At 68.6% G+C, this 20,456-nt stretch carries 14 protein-coding genes; 4 read left to right on the top strand and 10 right to left on the bottom strand.

The genetic code is table 11. The features are described from left to right. Nucleotides 1-18: 18 nt before the first annotated feature. A complete protein-coding gene (locus ACYU7G_RS03600; RefSeq protein WP_461104844.1) occupies nucleotides 19-1,023 on the bottom strand; it encodes an aldo/keto reductase family protein in 1,005 nt (334 codons plus the stop codon). Nucleotides 1,024-1,424: 401 nt separating this feature from the next. Between ACYU7G_RS03600 and ACYU7G_RS03595 the strand changes: the two genes are divergently transcribed. Then, nucleotides 1,425-1,979 (top strand): WhiB family transcriptional regulator, encoded by a 555-nt coding sequence (locus tag ACYU7G_RS03595; RefSeq protein ID WP_461104842.1) that lies wholly within the window; start codon nucleotides 1,425-1,427, stop codon nucleotides 1,977-1,979. A 66-nt stretch (nucleotides 1,980-2,045) separates the two neighbouring features. Here ACYU7G_RS03595 and ACYU7G_RS03590 read toward each other — a convergent pair whose 3' ends face one another. Next, nucleotides 2,046-2,807: an HAD family hydrolase gene (locus ACYU7G_RS03590; protein WP_461105142.1), complete on the bottom strand. Its 762-nt coding sequence runs from the start codon at nucleotides 2,805-2,807 to the stop codon at nucleotides 2,046-2,048. A 14-nt stretch (nucleotides 2,808-2,821) separates the two neighbouring features. Beyond that, nucleotides 2,822-4,096: a serine--tRNA ligase gene (gene serS / locus ACYU7G_RS03585; RefSeq protein WP_461104840.1), complete on the bottom strand. Its 1,275-nt coding sequence runs from the start codon at nucleotides 4,094-4,096 to the stop codon at nucleotides 2,822-2,824. A 32-nt stretch (nucleotides 4,097-4,128) separates the two neighbouring features. Between serS and ACYU7G_RS03580 the strand changes: the two genes are divergently transcribed. Beyond that, the gene (locus tag ACYU7G_RS03580) at nucleotides 4,129-5,667 is read left to right on the top strand and encodes a bifunctional phosphatase PAP2/diacylglycerol kinase family protein (RefSeq protein ID WP_461104838.1); all 1,539 of its coding nucleotides are present in this window, start codon (nucleotides 4,129-4,131) and stop codon (nucleotides 5,665-5,667) included. Between the two features lie 224 nt (nucleotides 5,668-5,891). On the opposite strand, the gene ACYU7G_RS03575 is transcribed toward ACYU7G_RS03580, so the two are convergent. The 6 genes from ACYU7G_RS03575 to pheA all read right to left on the bottom strand — a co-directional run bounded on the left by ACYU7G_RS03575 (nucleotide 5,892) and on the right by pheA (nucleotide 13,396). Then, entirely contained in the window at nucleotides 5,892-7,676 is a 1,785-nt protein-coding gene (locus tag ACYU7G_RS03575) for an ABC transporter family substrate-binding protein (RefSeq protein ID WP_461104836.1), read from the bottom strand. Between the two features lie 199 nt (nucleotides 7,677-7,875). Further along, nucleotides 7,876-9,783, bottom strand: a complete 1,908-nt coding sequence (locus tag ACYU7G_RS03570) for an ABC transporter ATP-binding protein (protein WP_461104834.1) — start codon at nucleotides 9,781-9,783, stop codon at nucleotides 7,876-7,878. Then, nucleotides 9,780-10,712, bottom strand: coding sequence for an ABC transporter permease (locus ACYU7G_RS03565; protein WP_461104832.1), 933 nt, complete (start codon nucleotides 10,710-10,712; stop codon nucleotides 9,780-9,782). Before ACYU7G_RS03565 ends, ACYU7G_RS03570 begins: the two co-directional genes overlap by 4 nt. 3 nt (nucleotides 10,713-10,715) lie before the next feature. Further along, nucleotides 10,716-11,699 (bottom strand): ABC transporter permease, encoded by a 984-nt coding sequence (locus tag ACYU7G_RS03560; protein ID WP_461104830.1) that lies wholly within the window; start codon nucleotides 11,697-11,699, stop codon nucleotides 10,716-10,718. A gap of 214 nt (nucleotides 11,700-11,913) precedes the next feature. Continuing rightward, nucleotides 11,914-12,462, bottom strand: a complete 549-nt coding sequence (locus ACYU7G_RS03555; protein WP_461104828.1) for an MOSC domain-containing protein — start codon at nucleotides 12,460-12,462, stop codon at nucleotides 11,914-11,916. A 10-nt stretch (nucleotides 12,463-12,472) separates the two neighbouring features. Beyond that, entirely contained in the window at nucleotides 12,473-13,396 is a 924-nt protein-coding gene (pheA, locus tag ACYU7G_RS03550) for a prephenate dehydratase (protein WP_461104826.1), read from the bottom strand. A 62-nt stretch (nucleotides 13,397-13,458) separates the two neighbouring features. Here pheA and ACYU7G_RS03545 point away from each other — a divergent pair, with 62 nt between their 5' ends. Then, complete coding sequence (locus ACYU7G_RS03545) at nucleotides 13,459-14,745, top strand: S8 family serine peptidase (protein WP_461104824.1); 1,287 nt, start codon at nucleotides 13,459-13,461, stop codon at nucleotides 14,743-14,745. Between the two features lie 184 nt (nucleotides 14,746-14,929). Here the strand turns inward: ACYU7G_RS03545 and eccCa are convergent, their stop codons facing one another. Then, nucleotides 14,930-19,057, bottom strand: a complete 4,128-nt coding sequence (gene eccCa, locus ACYU7G_RS03540) for a type VII secretion protein EccCa (protein ID WP_461104822.1) — start codon at nucleotides 19,055-19,057, stop codon at nucleotides 14,930-14,932. A 393-nt stretch (nucleotides 19,058-19,450) separates the two neighbouring features. On the opposite strand from eccCa, the gene ACYU7G_RS03535 reads away from it, so the two are divergent. Beyond that, a complete protein-coding gene (locus tag ACYU7G_RS03535; RefSeq protein ID WP_461104820.1) occupies nucleotides 19,451-20,455 on the top strand; it encodes an ABC transporter permease in 1,005 nt (334 codons plus the stop codon). Nucleotide 20,456: the final 1 nt, after the last annotated feature.

Raw genomic sequence — 20,456 nt, 5'->3', positions numbered from 1 at the left:
TCCGACCCGGGCCGGAATTCAGCTCAGCCGGCCCTCCGGGACGGTGGTCTTGGCCGGGTCGCGCTCCACGAGGTCACCCAGGACTCCGTCGATGCGCGCCAGCACGTCCGCGTCCAGCGTCGTGCCGCTGACCTCGGCGCTGGGCGCGATCTGCTCCGGCCGCGACGCCCCGATGATGGCGGTGGCGACGTTGGGGTTGGACAGCACCCAGGCGACGGCCAGCTGCGCCATGGTGAGGCCCAGGTCGTCCGCGATCGGCTTCAGGCCCTGGACGGCGGTGAGGACGTCGTCGCGCATCCAACGGGAGATCATGTTCTGGCCGCCCTTGGAGTCAGTGGCGCGGCTGCCCTCGGGGACCGGCTGTCCCGGGAGGTACTTGCCGGTCAGGACGCCCTGCGCCACCGGGGACCAGACCACCTGCGAGATGCCCAGTTCCTCCGACGCCGGGACCACCTCGCCCTCGATGACGCGCCACAGCATGGAGTACTGCGGCTGGTTGCTGATGAGCTGGATGCCCAGGTCTGCGGCCAGGGCGTGGCCGGCGCGCAACTGGTCCGCGGTCCACTCGCTGACGCCGATGTAGAGCGCCTTGCCCTGGCGCACGACGTCGGCGAAGGCCTGCATCGTCTCCTCGAGCGGGGTCTCGACGTCGAAGCGGTGGGCCTGGTAGACGTCGACGTAGTCGGTCTGCAGGCGGGTGAGGGACCCGTTGATGCTGTCGCGGATGTGCTTGCGGGACAGGCCGGTGTCGTTGGGGCCCTTGGGGCCGGTCGGGAAGTAGACCTTGGTCATGATCTCCAGCGACTCGCGGCGCTGCCCCTTCAGGGCCTCGCCCAGCACCACCTCGGCGGCGGTGTTGGCGTAGGTGTCCGCGGTGTCGAAGGTGGTGATGCCGGCGTCGAGCGCGGCCCGCACGCAGGCGTGGGCCCGCTCGTTCTCGACCTGCGAGGCATGCGTGAGCCAGTTGCCGTAGGTGACTGCGCTGATCTTGAACCCCGAGTTGCCGAGCTTGCGGTACTCCATGTGAGTCTCCTCTTCGATGACAGATTTCGTTGCCTCGTCGAATCTACTAGCCAGGACCAGCCCGACGGGTGGGTACCCAGGGGCCGGGAACCGGGTGAGTACCCGGCGGCGGACATGACTCGGAGAAATACCCGACATCAAGGACCATCGATGACCCCCTGACTAGGTACTGTGGCCCGAAGGTGAACGCAAGGTGAACATCTGCCCTTGTCGGGAGCCAGTCTGCGACACACCCTCCAATGAGTACCCGTACCTAAATCCATGGGTAATGAGTACCCAATCAAGACGGGTAGTTGCCCCCACGATTTCGTCTGCCCATCGCATCCGACTTCCGTCACTCTGGATATAGACAGTCCAATCAGGCCCTCGAAGGAAGCTCGGGGGATGGAAGGGAGCCTCTAGTGACAGTCGACACGGACCAGCAGACCACCGCGTGCGTTGAGTTCAGCAACATCTACCTGCACCCGCTTCTGGACGAGACCCAGAGCGTCAGCAGCCAGGCCAACCGGCGCGAGCAGGCGATGCTGCGCACCCAGGCCGAGAAGATGTGCGCCGAGTGCCCCCTGCAGGCCCAGTGCCTCACCGACGCCGTCACCAAGTTCGACGTGACGGGCTTCGTCGCCGGCACCACCAAGCGCCAGCGCCAGGAGATCCGCGCCCGACTCGGGGTCAGCCTCGACGACGACGACTTCGACTCCTACGCAGGCGTGACCTCCGGCCGCCAGTTCGACCGCGCCGAGATCCACCGCCTCCGCATGGCCAACCCCACCGAGCCACTGAGCGCCATCGCCGCCCGCGTCGGCTGCTCCGTCTCGACGGTGAAGCGCCACCTCCGCCGCATCGAGCGCGAGGGCCTTCCCGTCCGCCAGAGCGACACCCGCACCGTGACCCCCCAAGAGGTCATGGAAGTTGCGGCCGACGTCGTGCACGGCAGCCGCCGGAGCGCCGCTGCCTGACCCCAGACCCCCGCAGAACGACAGACCCCCGAGCCGGATGGGCTCGGGGGTCCGTTTCGTCCGGGGTCAGAACCAGCGGCTGAGTTCGGCCAGGGTGCCGCCGTCGTCGAAGCGACCCGTGACGTGGTCGGCCACGGCCTGCGTCTCCTCGGCGGCGTCCCCCATGGCGACGCCGCGGCCCGCCCACGTGAGCATCTCGTGGTCGTTGCGGCCGTCACCGATGGCCAGCACCTCGGCCGGGGCGATTCCGAGTTCGTCCACCACGCGCTGCAGGCCGTGGGCCTTGTCCACCCCTTCCGGGGCGATGTCGAGCCAGGCGGACCAGCCGATGAAGTAGGAGACCTCGTGGAGGCCGAGGTCGCCCACCTGGGCGAGGAAGTCCTCGTCGGTGCTGTCGGGGTCCCGGATCACGATGCGCGATACGGGGCGCGACGACAACTCCGCCAGCGGTTCCACCACCACCTCGCCCTGCAACTCCCCCTCCGGGAACTCCTGGCTGACCCGCCAGTGCAGGCCGTCCTGGACCGCGATGCGCGCCTTGGGCACGCGCTGGGCCACCTTTGCGAGCGTGGGCGCCGGGTCGAAGCGCTCCTCGAACACGATCTCCAGCGGCGGGCTGTGCACCACCATCGCACCGTTGGAGACGACGGAGAACTGCGGCGGCAGGCCGATGTGTTCGGCGATGGGCTCCGTCGCCAGCCAGGAGCGTCCCGTGGACAGCACGACGGGGACCCCGCCGTCGGCGATGGCGCGCACGGCGGCGCGCAGGTCCTCGGGCATGCGTCCGGTGGCGTCGACGAGGGTGCCGTCGATGTCCAGGGCCACCAGTTTGGGCGTGAAGCTCATGCGGCGACGGTGAGGAACTCGAGCCCTCCGAGGTAGGGGCGCAGCGCCTCCGGGACCCGGACCGAGCCGTCGGCCTGCTGGTGGTTCTCAAGCAGCATGATGATCATCCGGGTCATCGCGGACAGGGTGCCGTTCAGCGTCGCCACCGGCTCGGTGCCGTTCTCGCCGCGGTAGCGGATGCCGAGGCGGCGGGCCTGGAACTGGGTGCAGTTCGAGGTGGAGGTGATCTCGCGGTAGCGCTGCTGGGTGGGCAGCCAGGCGTAGCAGTCGTACTTGCGGGCGGCGGACAGGCCGAGGTCGCCCGAGGCGACGTCGAGCACCTGGAACGGGACCTCGAGGGCGCTGATGAACTCCTTCTCGAACCCGAGCAGCTTCTGGTGCCACTCCTCGGCGTCCTCGGGGCGGCAGTGGACGAACATCTCCACCTTGTCGAACCAGTGGACGCGGAAGATGCCGCGGGTGTCGCGGCCGTGCGAGCCGGCCTCGCGCCGGAAGCAGGGGCTGAACGCGGCGTACTGGCGCGGCAGGGTGTCCGCCTCCAGGATCTCGTCCGAGTGGTAGGCGGCCAGGGCTACCTCGGAGGTCCCCACCAGGTAGAGGTCGTCGTCGGGCAGGTGGTAGACGTCCTGCGCGGCCTGGCCGAGGAAGCCGGTGCCGGCCATCGCCGACGGCTTCACCAGCGCCGGCGGGATCATCTGCGTGAAGCCCCACTCCGTCGCCTTCGCCATGGCGAGGTTCAGCAGCGCGAACTCCAGCTGGGCGCCCACCCCGGTGAGCACGTAGAACCGCGAGCCCGAGATCTTGGTGCCGCGCTCCATGTCGATGGCGCCGAGCAGCTCGCCGATCTCCAGGTGGTCGCGCGGCTCGAAGCCCTCCGCCGCGAAGTCCCTGGGCGTGCCGACGGTCTCGATGATGGTGCCCTCGTCCTCACCGCCGCGCGGGACGCCGTCGAGGACGATGTTGCCCACCTGCGCCATGAGCTCGTCGAAGCGCTCACCGGCTGCATCGGAGGCCGCCTGCGCGGTCTTGACGTCCGCTGCCAGTTGCTTGGTGCGCACCAGCAGCTCCGCCTTCTCCTCGCCCTGCGCCCTCGCCACCGACTTGCCGAGCTCCTTCTGCTGGGCGCGCAGCGACTCGTAGGCGGCGATCCCGGAGCGGCGCGCCTCGTCGGCGGAGAGCAGTTCGTCGACGATCTCGACGGACTCGCCGCGCGCTTCCTGCGAGCGACGGACGAGGTCAGGGTTGTTGCGCAGCCACTTCGGATCGATCATGCGGCTTAGCCTACTCAGTGCGAGAATCAAGCATGAACAACTGGCACCGGGCGCGGTTCACGATTGGCTTCGCCGCTGCCTTCGCCGTGGCGTTCATCGCGTGGACCGCGCTGCTGCCGAACCTCGGCTCCCTGGACTCGCTGTGGCCGTGGGAACCGCCGCCGCCACAGCACTGGCTGGGTCAGATCGGCTCAGCCGTGTCGATCTTCACGACCCCCGTGCTGGTCTTCACCGTCATGCTCGGCCTGGCCTTCTGGGCCGCGCGACGCCGGCTCACGGGCCTGGCCGCCGCCCTGGCGCTGTGCGTCGCACTGACGTTCGGTGCGACAGCGCTGGCCAAGGAACTCGTGGCACGCCAGCGCCCCGAGTCACCGTATGACCACATGATCACCCAGCAGGGGTGGTCGTACCCGTCGGGGCACCTGGCCGCGGTCACGGCAGCCGCGATCCTCGTCGTGGTGGTGGTGACCGTCGCTCGCCGTAGTCCGGCGACGGTGCTGGCCGCGCGCATCTGCGGGCCGCTGGCCGTTGCGGTCCTGGCCGCGGACCGGGTGCTGATGGGCGCGCACCACGTCAGCGACGTCGTCGGCGGCGCCCTGCTGGGCGGCCTGACCGCATCGCTGGCGTGCCTCGTCTGCGGTGTCCAACAACCTCGCGGTGCACTCGCCGACGGCACTGGCCGCCGCGCCGTCGTCATCTTCAACCCCACCAAGGTGATAGACCAGACCATCTTCAAGGACCTGGTGGAGCGACGTCTCTCGGAGCGCGGCTGGGAGCCGCCCGTGTGGCTGTCCACCACCGTCGACGACTCCGGCCGCGCGATGGCGCGGGAGGCGCTCGCAGGTGAACCGGACCTGATCCTCGTGGCCGGCGGCGACGGCACCGTGCGGATCGTGTGCGGGGCCCTGGCCGGCACCGACGCGGTCCTGGCAATCCTCCCGTCGGGCACCGGGAACCTGCTGGCCGGGAACATGGGCATCCCCAGCGACCTGGACCGCGCCCTGGACATCGCGTTGGACGGCCGCAACGGAGAGATCGACGTGTTGTGCGTGCGCACGTCCGGCCGCGAGGACGACCATGCCGTCGTGATGTGCGGGGTCGGTGCCGACGCGGCGGTGCTGAACGACACCGACGAGGAGCTCAAGAAGCAGATCGGCGTGGGCGCCTACGTGGCCGCCGCCCTCAACCACATCAAGGTGAACCCGATGGCCACGACGGTCACCATCGACGACGGCGACCCCATCCGCGCCGACGCCTCACTGACGATGGTGTGCAACGTCTCCGACCTGCAGGCCGGGCTCACCCTCGTTCCCGAGGCGAGCGCCAACGACGGCATCCTCGACGTGCTCGTCGCCTCCCCAACCACCCGCCTCGAGCTGACGCAGATGGCCTCGGCGGTGATCACCCGGACCCGTGAACCCGAATCCCTGGTGCGCGCCACCGGCCGGCGGGTGCGCATCCAGCTGGAGACCGAGCAGCTCTACCAGCTCGACGGCGACGTCATCGGCACCGCGAGCGTCCTCGACTTCGAGGTCCTGCCCGGGGCGCTCAGCCTGCGGCTGCCGCGCTGACCCGTCGGCTGCGCTGGGCGTCGGGTGCCCGCGGGGGCGCCCTTCGAGGCTCGCTGCCGCTCGCACCTCAGGGCAACTCGGGGGGTGGGAAACCTCAGGGCAACCGGAGATGAGGAACCTCAGGGCAACTGGGGTGGGGAACTTCGGGGCATGGAAGAACGAGAAGCGGGGCCGGTGGTCGAAACCACCGGCCCCGCTTCCGGGTTCAGTCCGAGGAACTAGCCTCAGGCCTCCCAACCAACGTTCTCAACCGGCTGGACGCCGAAGAGATCCAGGCCCACGTAGGGCTCGGGGGTCAGGTTGGCCAGACCCTCCTTGGCCGTCGAGATCGACGGGCCGTTGTACAGCGGGATGATGCCCCAGGTCTCGGCGAAGATCTCCGCCTCCATCTCCATCGCCTTGGCGGTCTGCTCCTCGGCGGTGGGCAGGGTCTCCAGCTCGTTGTGGATGCGCTCGTCGATCTCCGGGGTTCCGGTGCCCGAGAGGTTCAGGCCGGAGTCCGAGCAGTACAGCTGGCAGAACCAGGCGGCACCGAACGGGTCGGAGGAGGTGAAGCGCAGGCCGACGACGTCCCAGTTCTTCGTGGTGTAGTCGTTCGAGAAGTCGGACGATGCACGCACGTCGATCTGGACGTCGATGCCGATGGCCTTCTGCTGGGCCTGGAGGGCCTTCGCGAGGGCTTCCTGCGTCGGGTCGTCGGAGAAGATCGGGTAGACGACCGACAGCTTCTCGCCGTCCTTCTCACGGATGCCGTCGTCACCGAGGGTCCAGCCGGCCTCGTCGAGGAGGGCGTTGGCGCCCTCGACGTCGTAGGACAGGCCGGCGTTCTCCAGCGAGTTGCTGAAGCCGGGCTGGAACGAGAACAGCGTGAACGAACCGGCCGGGGGCTCGGTGTAGTCGAGGCCGTTCCAGGCGATCTGCTTCTGCTGCTCGACGTTGATGCCCATGAAGAAGGCCTTGCGGACGTTGATGTCGGCGAACTGCGGCTTGTCGGCGTCCACCTGGATCAGGGTGTTGGCGGTCTGCTGGGCGCGGTAGGTGACGACGCCCTCCATGTCCGCCACCTGGGCCAGGCGGTCCTTGGTGCCGGTGCCGACGATGTCGATCTCACCGTTGAGGAACGCGTTGATCGAGGCGGATGCCTCCATGCCGCGGAAGGTGACCTCGTCGAGCATCGGCTCGTCGCCCCACCACTTGTCGTTCGGCTCGAAGGAGACGAAGTCGGTGTTCGGGTCGAACTCCTTGACCTTGTACGGGCCGGCGCCCCACTCGGGGTGCAGCTCGTCGATGTAGCCCTCGTTGAAGATCTCGGGGGTGTTCACGGCGGGGTGCAGGATGCCGGTCAGGAACGGCATCTGCGGCCATGCGAACTCACCGTCGAAGGTGACGATGGCGGTCTTCGGGGTGTCACCCTGCTCGACGGAGGCGATGGCCTTGTAGCCGTCGGTGGCGTTCGGGTTGAAGCCCTCGTCGTTGGAGCGGTTCGCCTTCCAGGTGGCGTCGATGGCGGTCCAGTCCATCGGGGTGCCGTCGTTCCACGTGGCCTCTTCGGTGAACGTGAAGGTCAGCACGGTGTTGCCGTCGACGATCTCGTTGGTCCACTCGTCGAGGTAGGCGTCGTGCTTGTAGGGGGTGCCGTCGGGCTCCTGCAGGAGGACCTGCGGCTGGTACCACGCAGCGATGCGTGCGGTGTCGGCCGAACCGTCGGAGTTGAACGGGTTCAGCTGGGCCGGGACCTCGTTGATCGGGAAGTTGACCACGCCGCCCTGCGCGAGAGCCTCGCGGGGCTGCGGGTTGTAGTCGGCAGCGGCAACGCTTTCGCCTTCGCCCTCGCCTTCACCCTCGCCCTCGTCGGTGGCGCCGTCGGTGGGGGTCTCCTCGGTGGAGGTGGCGGTCTCTTCGGGCTCGCCAGTGGTCTCGTCAGTGGGTTCGTCGCTACCGCAGGCACTCAGTGCCAGAACTGCGGCGGCGCTGAGGGCAACGGCCCTCAGCAGCTTTGGCTGCTTCATTTTGCTCCTTTCGCCTTTCGGCGCATGTCATGACCGGGAGCATAGTTCGCAACCTGTCCACATCTCGAACTATTTGGGGGCATCGAGGAAAACTGTTATCGGACGGTGATCGTAGGCGTGGATTTCTGCCCCATTGTGGCCCCTGAATAGGGGCGACGCCCGCCCCGGGATCGGGACGGGCGCCGCTCGCAGACGTGACTCAGATGTTGTCCGGGTCGAAAATGATCCGTTCCCGGCCGCGCTCGATGTCCGGGTCCGGCACCGGAATGGCGGACAGCAGCGACTGGGTGTAGGGGTGCTTCGGGTTGTCGAAGACCTCGTCGACGTCGCCGTGCTCCACGAAGTCGCCCTTGTACATGACGGCCACCCGGTCCGCGATGTGCCGCACCACGGAGAGGTCGTGGGCCACGAAGAGGTAGGACACGCCCAGCTTGACCTTCAGCTCGTCCAGCAGGTTGATGACACCGGCCTGGATGGACACGTCGAGTGCGGAGACGGGCTCGTCGAGCGCGATCAGCTTCGGGTTGGTGGACAGCGCCCGAGCGATGCCGATGCGCTGCCGCTGGCCGCCGGAGAACGCCTGCGGGAACCGGTCGCTGTGGGCCGGGTCGAGGCCGACGAGGTCCATCAGTTCGTCGACGCGACGGTTGGCCTCGGCGCGGTTGGTCCCGATGGCGTGCATCGGCTCCGCGATGATGTCGGCGACGGTCATGCGCGGGTCGAGGGCCCCCATCGGGTCCTGGAACACGATCTGGATGTCACGGCGCAGGAGGCGCTCCTGCTTGCCGCCCCTGAGCTCGTTGACGCTGGTGCCGGCGATGATGATGTCGCCGTCGGCCTGCTTCTCGAAGTCCATGATCTGCAGCAGCGTGGTGGTCTTGCCACTGCCGGACTCGCCCACGATGGCCATGGTCTCGCCCTCGCGTACGTCGAAGCTGACGCCCTTGACGGCGTGCACCTCGCCCACCTTGCGCTTCAGGAACGCGCCCTTGAGCAGCGGGAACGTCTTGGTGAGGTTCTTCACCTCGAGCACCACGGGGCGTTCCTCGCGGGGGGTGCGGGTGAGTTCGCTCTCCAACCGCTCCGGGATCGGGTAGACCGTCCCGTCGCCGATGCGGCCGCCGTCGGAGATCTCGTTCGCGCGGATGCACGCGGCCAGGTGGGTCCCGGCGCCACCGGTGGCCACCGGCAGGAGCGCCGGCTCCGCGGCGCGACACTCGGGCAGCGCGATCGGGCAGCGGTCCGCGAACGGGCACTCGTCCGGCAGGCCGATCAGCAGCGGCGGGTTGCCCTGGATCGGGATCAGCGGCTCCTTCTCCTTCTTGTCCACGCGCGGGATGGCGCCGAGGAGTCCGATGGAGTAGGGCATGCGGGTCTTGTGGAACAGTTCGTGGGCCGGAGCCATCTCGACGGGCTTGCCGGCGTACATCACCAGGACGTCGTCGGCGGTGCGGGCCACCACCCCCATGTCGTGGGTGATCATGATCATGGCGGCGCCGGTCTCGTCCTGCGCCTTCTGCGCCACGTCGAGGACCTGCGCCTGGATGGTGACGTCGAGGGCCGTGGTGGGCTCGTCGGCGATGATCAGCTTCGGGTTGTTCGCCATCGCGATGGCGATCACGACACGCTGGCGCATGCCGCCGGAGAACTCGTGCGGGAAGGACTTCATCCGCTTCTCGGGGTGCGGGATGCCGACGGCCTGCAGCAGTTCCACCGAACGAGCCCAGGACTCCTGCTTGCTCATCTTGCGGTGCACGGTGAGCGTCTCGATGAGCTGGTCGCCGATGGTGAACACCGGGGTCAGCGAGGTCAACGGGTCCTGGAAGATCATCGACATGCCGTTGCCGCGGATGGCGGAGAGCTGCTTGTCGGACTTGCCGAGCAGTTCCATCCCGTCGTAGACGATGGATCCGGTGATCTTGGCGTTGTCGTCGAGCAGGCCCATGATGGCCAGCGACGTGACGGACTTGCCGGAGCCGGACTCACCGACGATGCCGAGGGTCTTGCCCTCCTCGAGGTCGAAGGTGACGCCGCGCACGGCGTCGACCCGGCCGGCCTCACTCGGGAAGCTGACCTTCAGGTCCTTGACGGACAGGACGGGGCTCATGCACGGCCTCCTGCGGCAGAGGTGGGATCGAGGGCGTCACGCAGGCCGTCGGCGACCAGCGCCATGGAGACGGTCAGCAGGGTCAGCGCGGCAGCCGGGAAGTAGAACAGCCACGGGGCACTCGTGATGGTGTTCGCACCCGAGCCGATCAGGGCACCCAGCGAGACGTCGGGGATCTTCACGCCGAACCCGAGGAACGACAGGCCGGTCTCGGTCATGACCGCGGAGACGATGCCGAGGGTGAAGTTGATCACCAGCAGCGAGCCGATGTTCGGCAGCAGGTGGCGCAGCACGATGCGGAAGCCGCGCACGCCCATGTAACGGGCGGCATGGACGTACTCGCGTTCACGCAGGGACAGTGCCATGGTCCAGATGACTCGGGCCGGGAAGAACCAGCCGACGAAGATCATCAGGAAGGCGATCACGCGCCAGTCGCCGCCGGAGTCGTTGGAGATCATCGCGAGGATCAGGAAGCTGGGGACCACCATCAGGAAGTGGATCACGAGCAGGATGAGCCGCTCGGTCCAGCCGCCGAAGTAGGCCGCCGCCGTGCCGATGATCGCGGAGAGGGCCGTCACGCCGACGGAGACCACCACGGCGATCATGAGCGAGCGCTGCAGGCCGATGGCGACCTGGGCGAAGTTGTCGTTGCCCGAGGCGTTGGTGCCGAACCAGTGCTCCGACGAGGGGCCGGTGGACAGGTTCAGGAAGTCCATCTCGACGTGGTCGTAGGGGGTCATCATCGGGCCGACGATCGCGAACAGCACGAGCAGCACGAAGATGAAGATGCCGCCCACGGCGGGCTTGTTGCGCAGGAAGCGGCGCGTGTACAGCGTCCACTTGGACAGGCGCTTGCGGGAGCCGGGCTCGTTGCCAGGCTCGAACTCGAGGGCTTCCTCGTGGACCTGGGGGTCGATCATGTCGGACATGTGTCAGCTCACCCTCACTCGGGGGTCCAGGACGACGACGGCGATGTCGGCCAGCAGCGCGCCGATCGCGGTCAGGAAGGCGCCGAATGCCGCGATGGCGACGGTGCCGTGGATGTCGTTGTTGGAGATGGTCTCGATGAAGTAGCGGCCCATTCCGTTCCACGCGAAGATCGTCTCGGTCAGCACCGCACCGGTGAAGACCGTGGGGATGGTGAAGGCCACCTGGGTGGCCACCGGGATCAGCGAGGTCCGCAGCGCATGCCGGCGGATGGCCTGCTGCTTGGTGAGGCCCTTGGCGCGGGCGGTGCGGACGTAGTCGGCCTTGATGTTGTCCAGCAGCAGGGAGCGCTGCAGGAAGTGGATGCCGGAGTAGCCGATCAGCACCAGCGCCAGCGTCGGCAACGTCAGGTGCTGCAGGACGTCGATGACCTTCGGGAAGAACCCCTCCACCCCTCTGGAACTGGATCCGGTGACGTAGAAGATCCGCATGCCGACGGCGTCGTTCAGGGCGATGGCCAGCAGCACGATGCCGAGTGCCGCCACCACGATGTTGATGTTCATGGTCACGATCGACGTGGCCTGGCCGATGCGGTCCGCCAGGCGGTACTGGCGCGAGGCCGTGTAGACGCCGAGCGCGATGCCGAGGACGGTGGTGATGATCGTGGCACCCAGCACCAGCTCGGCACTGATCCACATCCGGAAGGCCACCTGCTCGTTGACCACCTGGCCGACGGGGCTCACCCCCCAGTCCCAGCGGGTCACGATGGCGGTGATCCAGTTCCACCAGCGCTCCCAGATCGGCACGGTGTCACTGAGGTTGCGGGGCAGGAGCTGCTGCACGATCTGCTGCTCGCTCAGCGGGGGCCGACGGCCGACGTAGTTGCTGCGCGGATCCAGGTAGCCCCATGCGAGGAAGTAGGTGAGGTTGGTTGCGACGACGATCATCAGCAACCAGCCGAGGAATCGGCGGACCAGATACTTGACCAAGGGTTCGGTTCTTTCTCTTCTACTTCAGGCGGCTTGGTTTCGCCGACGCAACAACGAGTCGGGCATTGGCGTTGCGGGCCACAACACCAGGACCCAGTTTGCCGCGAGGGCGGCCCTTTCGCGGGCATTCAGCGCCAACGGTGGGGTCCCAAGCATCCTCGGGAGCCTACACCGACGTTCACTCCCAACGAAATTCCTTGCTGAAAACTTGCGCCTACGGACCCCGGTAGACGTCGATGATGGTCGGCGCGTCGCCGGGGCGGTGCTCCATCACGATGGGGTCGCCCGCCTGGATGCGGCCCTTGTCGAGGACCCTCAAGTAAGGCCCCAGCCGGCGCGCGTCGGAGAACCGCTTCACCCAGCCGCGGGCGTCGTCGCCACCCACCCAACGGGCGAAGGTCTGGCAGGGCGTGCGGGGCATCGTGACCTCCACGCGCACCTGTTCCCCGATCCGCCAGACCTCCCCGACCCGGGCGGCGTTGACGTCGATGCCCTCGGTTCGCAGGTTCTCCCCGAAGAACCCCGGTGCGAGCTCGCGCCCCAGCCGGGCCTCCCAGTACTCGGCGTCCTCCTGCGCGTAGGCGTAGAGCGCCTTGTCCAGGCCGCCGTGGTGCTTGCGGTCTGCCTGCACGTCGGCGTAGAGGCCGTACGGGCCCACCTTGACGGGTCCGTCGACCGGGCCCTTGTCGATGGCCGTCACCCCCACCAAGCCCGGGTCGGGCAGGAGCTGGCGGACGACGCACACGGACAGCAGGCGGGACATGCCCGCCATGCTAGTCAGCCCGCGAAGCGGTCCCGTCCTCGAGGGAGGCCAGCCAGGCGGAGGCCTCGGCGAAGGACTTGTCGTCGAAGCCGCGGGGCAGGCTGGGCTCCTGCTTGTCCGCGCGGGGGTAACTGCCCAGGAAGATGACCTCGCGGCAGATCCGGTGCAGCCCCATCAGGGTCTCGGCCATCCGCTTGTCGTGCAGGTGGCCCTCCGCGTCGATGTTGAAGCAGTAGCTGCCCAGGAACGTCTTGGTGGGCCGGGACTCGATCCGGGTCAGGTTCACGCCGCGGCCGGCGAACTGCTCGAGGATCTCAAGCAGCGCACCGGAGTGGTCCTCGCGCATGTAGGCCACCAGCGTCGTCTTGTCCGCGCCGGTGCGCGCGGGCAGCGGGCCGGGCTGGGCGACGTGCACGAACCGGGTGACGGCGCCGGGGTTGTCCTCGATGCCGTGGACCAGTTCGCTCAACCCGTACATCTCGCCGGCGACGCGGGCGCAGACGGCGGCGTCGTGCCGGGAGTGCGGGTCGGAGACCTCCTTGGCGGCGCCGGCGGTGGAGCCGGCCTCCACGACGGTGGCCTCGGGCAGCATCAGCGCGAGCCAGTCGCGGCACTGGGCGGCGGCGTGCCCGTGCGTGAGGACGTTGCGGACGTCGTCGAGCTTGGTCCCCTCCCGGACGTAGAGTCCGAACTCCACCGGGATCACCACCTCGCCGACGATCCGCAGCGGGGCGCCGTTGCCGAGCTTGTCCAGCGTCGCGGTGACGCCGCCCTCCACGGAGTTCTCGATCGGGACCACGGCTCCGGCCACCTGTCCCTCGCGGACCGCATCAAGCGCCTCCGGGACGCTGGCGAAGGGCATGGCCTCCTCGTCGGTGATGGTGAGCAACGCCTGATGTGTGAAGGTCCCCGCGGGGCCGAAGTATCCGAGCACTCCCCCACGATATGGCACACGCTGATGGGGGCACTGGACCGTGGCCGGATATTCTGGCGTGCGTGAAGCGAGTCCTGGGAAGAATCGTCGCCGCCACCATGGCCGGCGTGGTGCTCGCATCCCAGTTGGTGGGCAACGCGGCCGCCAAGCCGGAGCTGTCGCCCTTCCGCTCCGAGGAGTGCCGCTCCTACGCCCCGACCAACGACGCCCAGGTGACCCAGGCCTGGCACCTGGAGCGGCTGAACATGACCGAGGCCTGGGAGATCGCCACCGGAAAGGGCATCACCGTCGCCGTCATCGACACCGGGATGTCCCCGCAGGGCAGTCCCTTCTTCGACGGCTCACGCGTGCGGACCTACGACTACCTCGGCGGCCTGTCCACGAAGGACACCGAAGCCGGCGGCGCCGACTGCGACCACGGCACCAAGGTGGCCTCCCTGATCGCCGCCGGCCGCTCCGGCGGGCAGCCCTACGACGTGCGCACCGACTTCTCCGGGGTCGCCCCCGACGCAAGCATCATCTCCTACCGGGTGCTTTCCACCTCGGGTGGCGAGTCCTCCACCGACGGTGAGAACGACAAGCTCGACGCCACCATCGAGGCCGTCCGCAACGCCATCGCGGAGGACGTCGACATCATCAACCTGTCCCAGGCCGCGGGCGGGGCGGACCCGCTGATCCCCGAGTACCGGGCGGCCGTGGCGGAGGCGCTGGCGGCGGGCATCGTCGTCGTGGCCGCCGCCGGGAACGCGGACCAGGGCATCAGCGGCGCCCCCTACCCCGCATCGTTCGACGGCGTGATCTCCGTGGGAATGGTGGACCGCACGGACGCGCCGCACCCGATGAGCTACCCGTGGCAGACCGTCTCCGTGGGCGCCCCCGGGGCGGACCTGATGGCGCTGCTGCCCTCCCAGCCGCGGCAGAACGCGCCCTACTCGAACCAGGCCTACGAGAGCGGCATCGTCGGCACCTCGTTCGCCGCCCCCATCGTGAGCGGCGTCGTCGCGCTGCTGCTGGAGGCCTACCCGGACCTGACCCCGGAACAGGTGAAGCAGCGGCTGCAGGTGACCGCCGACCCGCCGCCGAACGCCATCCCCGACAGCCGGATCGGCTACGGCATCGTCAACCCGATGCGCGCCCTGACCGGGGTGGCCCGCCCCCAAGAGCCCAACCCCGGCGCCGACGCCTCCACCAACACCAACGTCACGCTGCCCGACCCTCCGAAGCCCGACATGGTGCCGGCCTACATCGGCGTCGGCATCGGCGTGGGCGCACTGCTGGTCACGGGCCTGGGGCTCGTGGTCGCGTTCACCGTGCCTGCCGCCGTGAAGCGCAACCGCGCCACCCGCTGACCACCGCGGGGCCGACACCGACCGCGCCGCTGCCCCCCATCGTCGCCCCGACTGCAAACGCCCGCCTTATCCGTTGACGCCCGTCGTACTGGGCGGGCGTCAACGGATAGGGCGGGCGTTTCGTGAGATTGAGGCCCGACCTCGCCCGGCGGCGTCCCCGTGCCCCAGCGCGACGGCGCGGCCGTCACTCAGCGGCGGCGCTGGCGGGCTCCGGCGAGGGGTTGTTCGGGGACTCGCGGTCGTAGATCGCGGTCTGGATCAGTCCCTTGAACGTGCGGGTGATCAGCGTGCCGCGACCGGGCGGCATCGGCGAGGGCTTCACGTCGGACCAGAGCGCACCCTCGTCCTTGGTGCCGCTCATGATCAGGCCGGGGTTCACCGACTCCTTCATCTTGGTGATCAGCGGGTCGCCGAAGGCGGCACGTCCGGCGCCACCCATGCCCCGGGCGAGGATGATGTGCAGGCCGATGTCGCCGGCCTGGTTGATCAGGTCACCGAACGGGGCCATGGGGTTGCCGGACTGGGTGGCCACCAGCTCGTAGTCGTCGACGATCACGAACATCTCGGAGCCGGTCCACCAGGAGCGGTCACGCAGCTGCTGCTGCGTCACGTCGGGCCCCGGGAGGCGGGCGCGGACGGCCTCGGCGGCCTGCTGCAGCATGGGCGCGGCAGCAGAGGCGGACGGGTAGTAGCCGATGAGGTGCTCGGACTCGATCTCCCCCAGCAGCGAGCGTCGGTAGTCGACGATGATGATCTTGGCTTCCTTTGGCGTGTAGCGCTGGGTGATGCCGTGGACGATGGTGCGCAGCAGGTTGGACTTGCCGCACTCGGGCGCACCGAAGATCGCCAGGTGCGGCTCGTTCATCGGGTCCAGCACCACCGGAGCGAGCTCCAGCTCGTCGATGCCGTACGGGATGGTGCGGTCGCCGTTGTTGCTGATCTCCGGCAGCGCCTCGCGCAGGCTGAGCTGCTCGGGCAGCATCCGGACCTCGGCCGCCCGCGGGCCCTTCCACGCGGCGTTGACCGCGTTGATGAAGCCGCGCTGACCGGCGGAGACGTCGGTGGCGTCCTCCACGCCATCGATCCGGGGCAGCGCGACGAGCGTGTGCAGCCCACCGTGGGTGATGCCGCGGCCGGGCCGTCCCGTCGGGATGATGGCCTGGATCTTGCGGTCGATCTCCGAGTCGAAGGCGTCACCGAGCTTGAGCTCGATCTTGCTCTGTAGCGCGTCCTTCGTGGCGGCCCGGATCTCCGACAGCTTGGCGGCGGCCACCCAGATGTGGATGCCGAAGCCCAGCCCGCCGTTGGCGAGGGCCTGGACCTGGGGCTCGATGGCCTCGAACTCGGTCTTCAGGGTGGCCCAGCCGTCGATGACCAGGAACACGTCGGAGGGGAACCGGTCCGCGGGGATGGAGCCGTCGCGGCGGCCCCGTCGGTAGGTGGTCATCGAGTCGATGCCCAGTTCGGCGAACTGCAGCTCGCGGGCGGATCGCAGCGAGGTGATCTCGGCGACGGTGCGGCGCACGCGGTCGACGTCGAGGCGGCCGGTGACGGAACCGATGTGGGCGAGGTTGCGCATGGACGTGAGGCCACCGCCACCGAAGTCCAGGATGTAGAAGCCCACCTCCTGCGGGGTGTGGGTAAGCGCGAGTCCCGCGACTCCGGCTCGCAGCGCCATCGACTTGCCTGACTGGGGGCCGCCGGAGACGGCAAGGTTTCCGCCGGACCCGGAGAAGTCGATCCACCAGGGGTCGCGACGCTGCTGGCGCGGCTTGTCGATGAGGCCGACGGGCGCCCGGAGCGCACCGTGGATGGCCCTGTTCTCGACGGTGAGGCCCCGGCCCTCCAGCTCCACGAGCTCCCCGCCGAGGAGCTGGTCCATCGTCGGCGGGTCGTCCAGCGGGGGCAGCCACACCTTGTGGGAGGGCCAGCCGTGGCCCTTCAGCCGGCCGACCGCGATGGACAGGAGGGTCTCCTCCTCTTCCTCGTCATCCTCGTCCGAGGTGGGTGCGGGCTCGGCCCGGGTCTCCTCCGCGGTGGCCTCCGAGGCGGTGAAGACCTCCTCCTCGGGCTCGGGTTCCTTCACAGGCACGACGTAGTCGGCTGTGAACTCGAGGACGGGAGGCACCCAGCCCTTGGACTCCACGGGCAGGCCGAGGCCGTCCAGGCCCGGGTCACCCGAGTCGGCCGCGGGGCCGCTGGGGCTGCCGTGCCAGGGGCCGGATACGTAGGCCGCCTTGAAACGGGTCATGCCGGTGGTGTCGAACTTGAGGTAGCCGTTGCCGGGCGGCGTCGGCAGCTCGTAGGCGTCGGGAACACCGATCACGGTGCGGGACTCGGCCGGCGAGAAGGTGCGCAGCGCGATCCGGTAGGACAGGAACGTGTCCAAGCCGCGCAGCTTGTTCTCCTCGAGCCTCTGGGAGGCCAGCAGCTGGTGCACCGCGATGGATCGGCCCACGCGGCCGATCTGCACGAACAGGTCGATGAACTCCGGCCGCGCGGCAAGCAGCTCGGAGAACTCGTCGACGACGATGAAGAGACTGGGCATCGGCGGAATGTCGGCCCCGGCCTGGCGGGCGTTCTCGTAGTCCTCGCGGTTCTTGAAGTTGCCGGCGGAGCGCAGCACCTCCATGCGGCGGTCCAGCTCGCCGCCGATGGCGTCGGCCATGCGGTCCACGAGGCTGAGCTCGCCTTCGAGGTTGGTGATCACCGCGGACACGTGCGGCAGGCCGTCGAGGCCCAGGAACGTCGCACCGCCCTTGAAGTCGACCAGGATGAAGTTGAGTTGCTCGGTGGAGTGCGTCATCGCCAGGCCGAGCACGAGCGTGCGCAGGAACTCCGACTTGCCCGAGCCGGTGGCGCCGATGCAGATGCCGTGGGGGCCCATGCCGCCCTGGGCGGACTCCTTGATGTCCAGCTCCACGGGGCGACCGTCGTCGGCGGTGCCGAACGGGATCCGCAGGTGCTGGCGCAGTGGGCGCGGCCGCCAGGCGTGGCGGACGTCGAGGGTCAACGGGTCGCCGACGCCGAGCATGGCCGGGTAGTCCTTCGGCGGCTCGAACACGACGGCCTGGGTCTCGCCCTCCTCCTCGACACCACCGGCCGTGACCGGCATCCGGTAGGGGGCCATCGCCCGGGCCAGCATCTCGACGTAGACGGGCGTGACCTGGTCCGGGTGCCCGAACGGGGTGACGGCGTGGGGGGTCTTGCTGGTGCGGCGGTGCAGGGTGATCCTGTCCCCGCGCACCTCGAACACCGCGACGCCCTGCTCCAGCCGCTTGGGGAGCTCGGTCTCGCCGGTCACCTCCACCGTGATGGCCTTGGTGGCCGGGGTGGCGAACTGGTGCGCGTTGACCCCCTCGACGCCGTCGGAGACCACCACCATCAGCGAGGGGACGACGTCGGAGGCCTGGGCGGACACGGCCATCGGGGACAGGTCCGCCGCGCCGGTCGCGAACATCCGCAGCGAGCCGACGCCGTCGGTCTCGGTGGGGTGCTGCAGGTGCGGCAGCCACTTCACCCAGCTCCACGCGTCCTGGTGCGCCTTCGCGGAGGCCACCATCAGGGAGACGTCGGTGGGCGCGTGCCAGGTGACCAACTGGGCCACCATGCTGAACGCGAGCCGACGGCAGGCCTCCTCGTCGCCCACCAGCCGGATGCCGCGGAAGCCGCGCAGGTCAACGGCCAGCGGCACCGACTGGATGACGCGGTGGGTGCGGATGAAGCGGCGCAACGCACCGGTGGTCAGCGGTTCGAGGTCCTCGATCGGCTGCGACTCGGGCGGTGTGATCCGCTTGGCGGACTGCTGGGTGCCGACGGAGAGGCGGACCGAGCCGAAGTCCTCCGCGTCGGTGCGGCGCTCCCACATCCGCACCCCCCCGACGACGGTCCAGAGGCTGTCCGGGTCCGGGTGCCGGTAGGCGACGCTGGAACGCTGCTCCGAGGCGGTCTTGGCGAAGTTGCGCCGCGTCTGGGAGAGGTAACGGAAGTAGTCACGACGGTTGGCGTCCAGCTGGCCCGCCTGCTCGTCGTTGCCCCGGCCCATCTGGGACATCATCATGCCCATCATGGACACCGCGTAGAGGCCGGAGATGATGCCGCCCAGCGGGCCGCGGCCGGTCATGCCGCCACCCATGAACATCAGGCCCATGGCGAGGCCGCCTGCCACCATCGGCAGCATCCGCAGCACCGTCCCGAACGGCTTCGACGCCGTCGGCGGCGGGATCTCCGGGGGCGATTCGAGCAGCAGGTCACCGCGCGGCATCGCCGGTGGCGTGACGCGCTTGGGGCGGTTGAAAGTGATGACACCCATCGCTGAAGCAGGTCCCCTTGGTAGCTCGGAATCCGTCGCAAGCGAGACTAACCCACCAGCGGTTCCCGCGGCTCCGGCTGTTCTCGGTAACAATCCGGACACAACTTGCCGGAGGTCGTCGAACCTGCGCGACCCCCTGTCAGGATGGGGTCACCCCACAACACGCCCCCAGCGCCCGCCACAACTGCCCCCGCCGCGCAAGATCGCGCTCTCTCACATCGCGGATCCCTATTGACACAGGGAGCAACAATTGTCTAGTCTCGCAATCGAAGCGATTCGACAACCGGGCGACGAGGCCGGGACCACGAAGGAGTGCAGCATGAATCGAGCCCGCCACCCGTTGGGACCCGACGCCGCCATGCCCGCACCCGGAAGCGCCCTCGGATGACCTCCATGACCCAGCGCACCGACGCCGCGGACCCCCTCGACCCGGCCCTCGCGGCGGTCGAGGGATCCGCCAAGAAGAAGCGCGGCCGCAAGCGACAGGCCTCCCCCGGCCGGCGCAAGCAGTCGTTCCTGCTGTTCCTGTGCATCGTGCCTTTCCTCGTGCTCGTGTTCCTGTTCTCCTACTTCCCCCTCTACGGCTGGATCTACGCACTCTTCGACTACCGGCCCGCCCTCGGCCTGGGCGGCAGCGAGTTCGTCGGGCTGCAGTGGTTCCAGATGCTCGTCGGCTCCGAGACGCAGCTCAGGCAGATCCTGCAGGTGATGGCCAACACCCTGGGCATGAGCTTCCTGGGGATCGCGACGTCGATCCTGCCGCTCGCCTTCGCCGTGTTCCTCAATGAGGTCCGCGCGCAGTGGTTCCGCAACCTGGTCCAGACGCTCACCACGCTGCCCAACTTCATCTCTTGGGTGCTGGTCTACATGATCGCCTTCGCGCTGTTCACCACCAGCGGCCTGGTCAACACGGTGCTGCTGGACGCCGGCATGATCACCGCGCCACTGAAGTTCCTGGACACCGACTCCCACATCTGGTTGACCATGGTGGCCTGGAGTGTGTGGAAGGGCCTCGGTTGGGGCGCCATCATCTACCTCGCCTCCATCTCGGGCATCGACCCGTCGATGTACGAGTCGGCCCGCATCGACGGCGCCGGCCGCTTCCAGACCATGTGGTACATCACGGTCCCGCAGCTCATGCCCACCTACCTGGTGCTGCTGATGCTGTCCATCGCCAACATCCTCAACAACGGCATGGAGCAGTACTACGTGTTCCAGAACGCGTTCAACAAGACCTACATCCAGGTGCTGGACCTCTACGTCTACAACATCGGCATCACGGGCAACAGCCTCTCGCTGGCGACGGCGATCAGCATGCTCAAGAGCATCATCTCGGTGGCGCTGCTCCTGACAGTCAACGCCATCGCCAAGCGCGTCCGCGGCGAATCCCTCGTCTGAG

It is taken from the genome of Tessaracoccus terricola, assembly GCF_054776555.1.
Note: the sequence above shows the minus strand (reverse complement) of the source record. Positions and strands in the feature narration are given on the sequence as shown.

Excerpts from the sequence above, each read along its gene's own strand:
- ACYU7G_RS03600 (WP_461104844.1), bottom strand. The coding sequence starts at position 1,023 with ATGGAGTACCGCAAGCTCGGCAACTCGGGGTTCAAGATCAGCGCAGTC.
- serS (WP_461104840.1), bottom strand. The coding sequence starts at position 4,096 with ATGATCGATCCGAAGTGGCTGCGCAACAACCCTGACCTCGTCCGTCGC.
- ACYU7G_RS03580 (WP_461104838.1), top strand. The coding sequence starts at position 4,129 with ATGAACAACTGGCACCGGGCGCGGTTCACGATTGGCTTCGCCGCTGCC.
- ACYU7G_RS03575 (WP_461104836.1), bottom strand. The coding sequence starts at position 7,676 with ATGAAGCAGCCAAAGCTGCTGAGGGCCGTTGCCCTCAGCGCCGCCGCA.
- ACYU7G_RS03570 (WP_461104834.1), bottom strand. The coding sequence starts at position 9,783 with ATGAGCCCCGTCCTGTCCGTCAAGGACCTGAAGGTCAGCTTCCCGAGT.
- ACYU7G_RS03565 (WP_461104832.1), bottom strand. The coding sequence starts at position 10,712 with ATGTCCGACATGATCGACCCCCAGGTCCACGAGGAAGCCCTCGAGTTC.
- ACYU7G_RS03555 (WP_461104828.1), bottom strand. The coding sequence starts at position 12,462 with ATGTCCCGCCTGCTGTCCGTGTGCGTCGTCCGCCAGCTCCTGCCCGAC.
- eccCa (WP_461104822.1), bottom strand. The coding sequence starts at position 19,057 with ATGGGTGTCATCACTTTCAACCGCCCCAAGCGCGTCACGCCACCGGCG.
- ACYU7G_RS03535 (WP_461104820.1), top strand. The coding sequence starts at position 19,451 with ATGACCCAGCGCACCGACGCCGCGGACCCCCTCGACCCGGCCCTCGCG.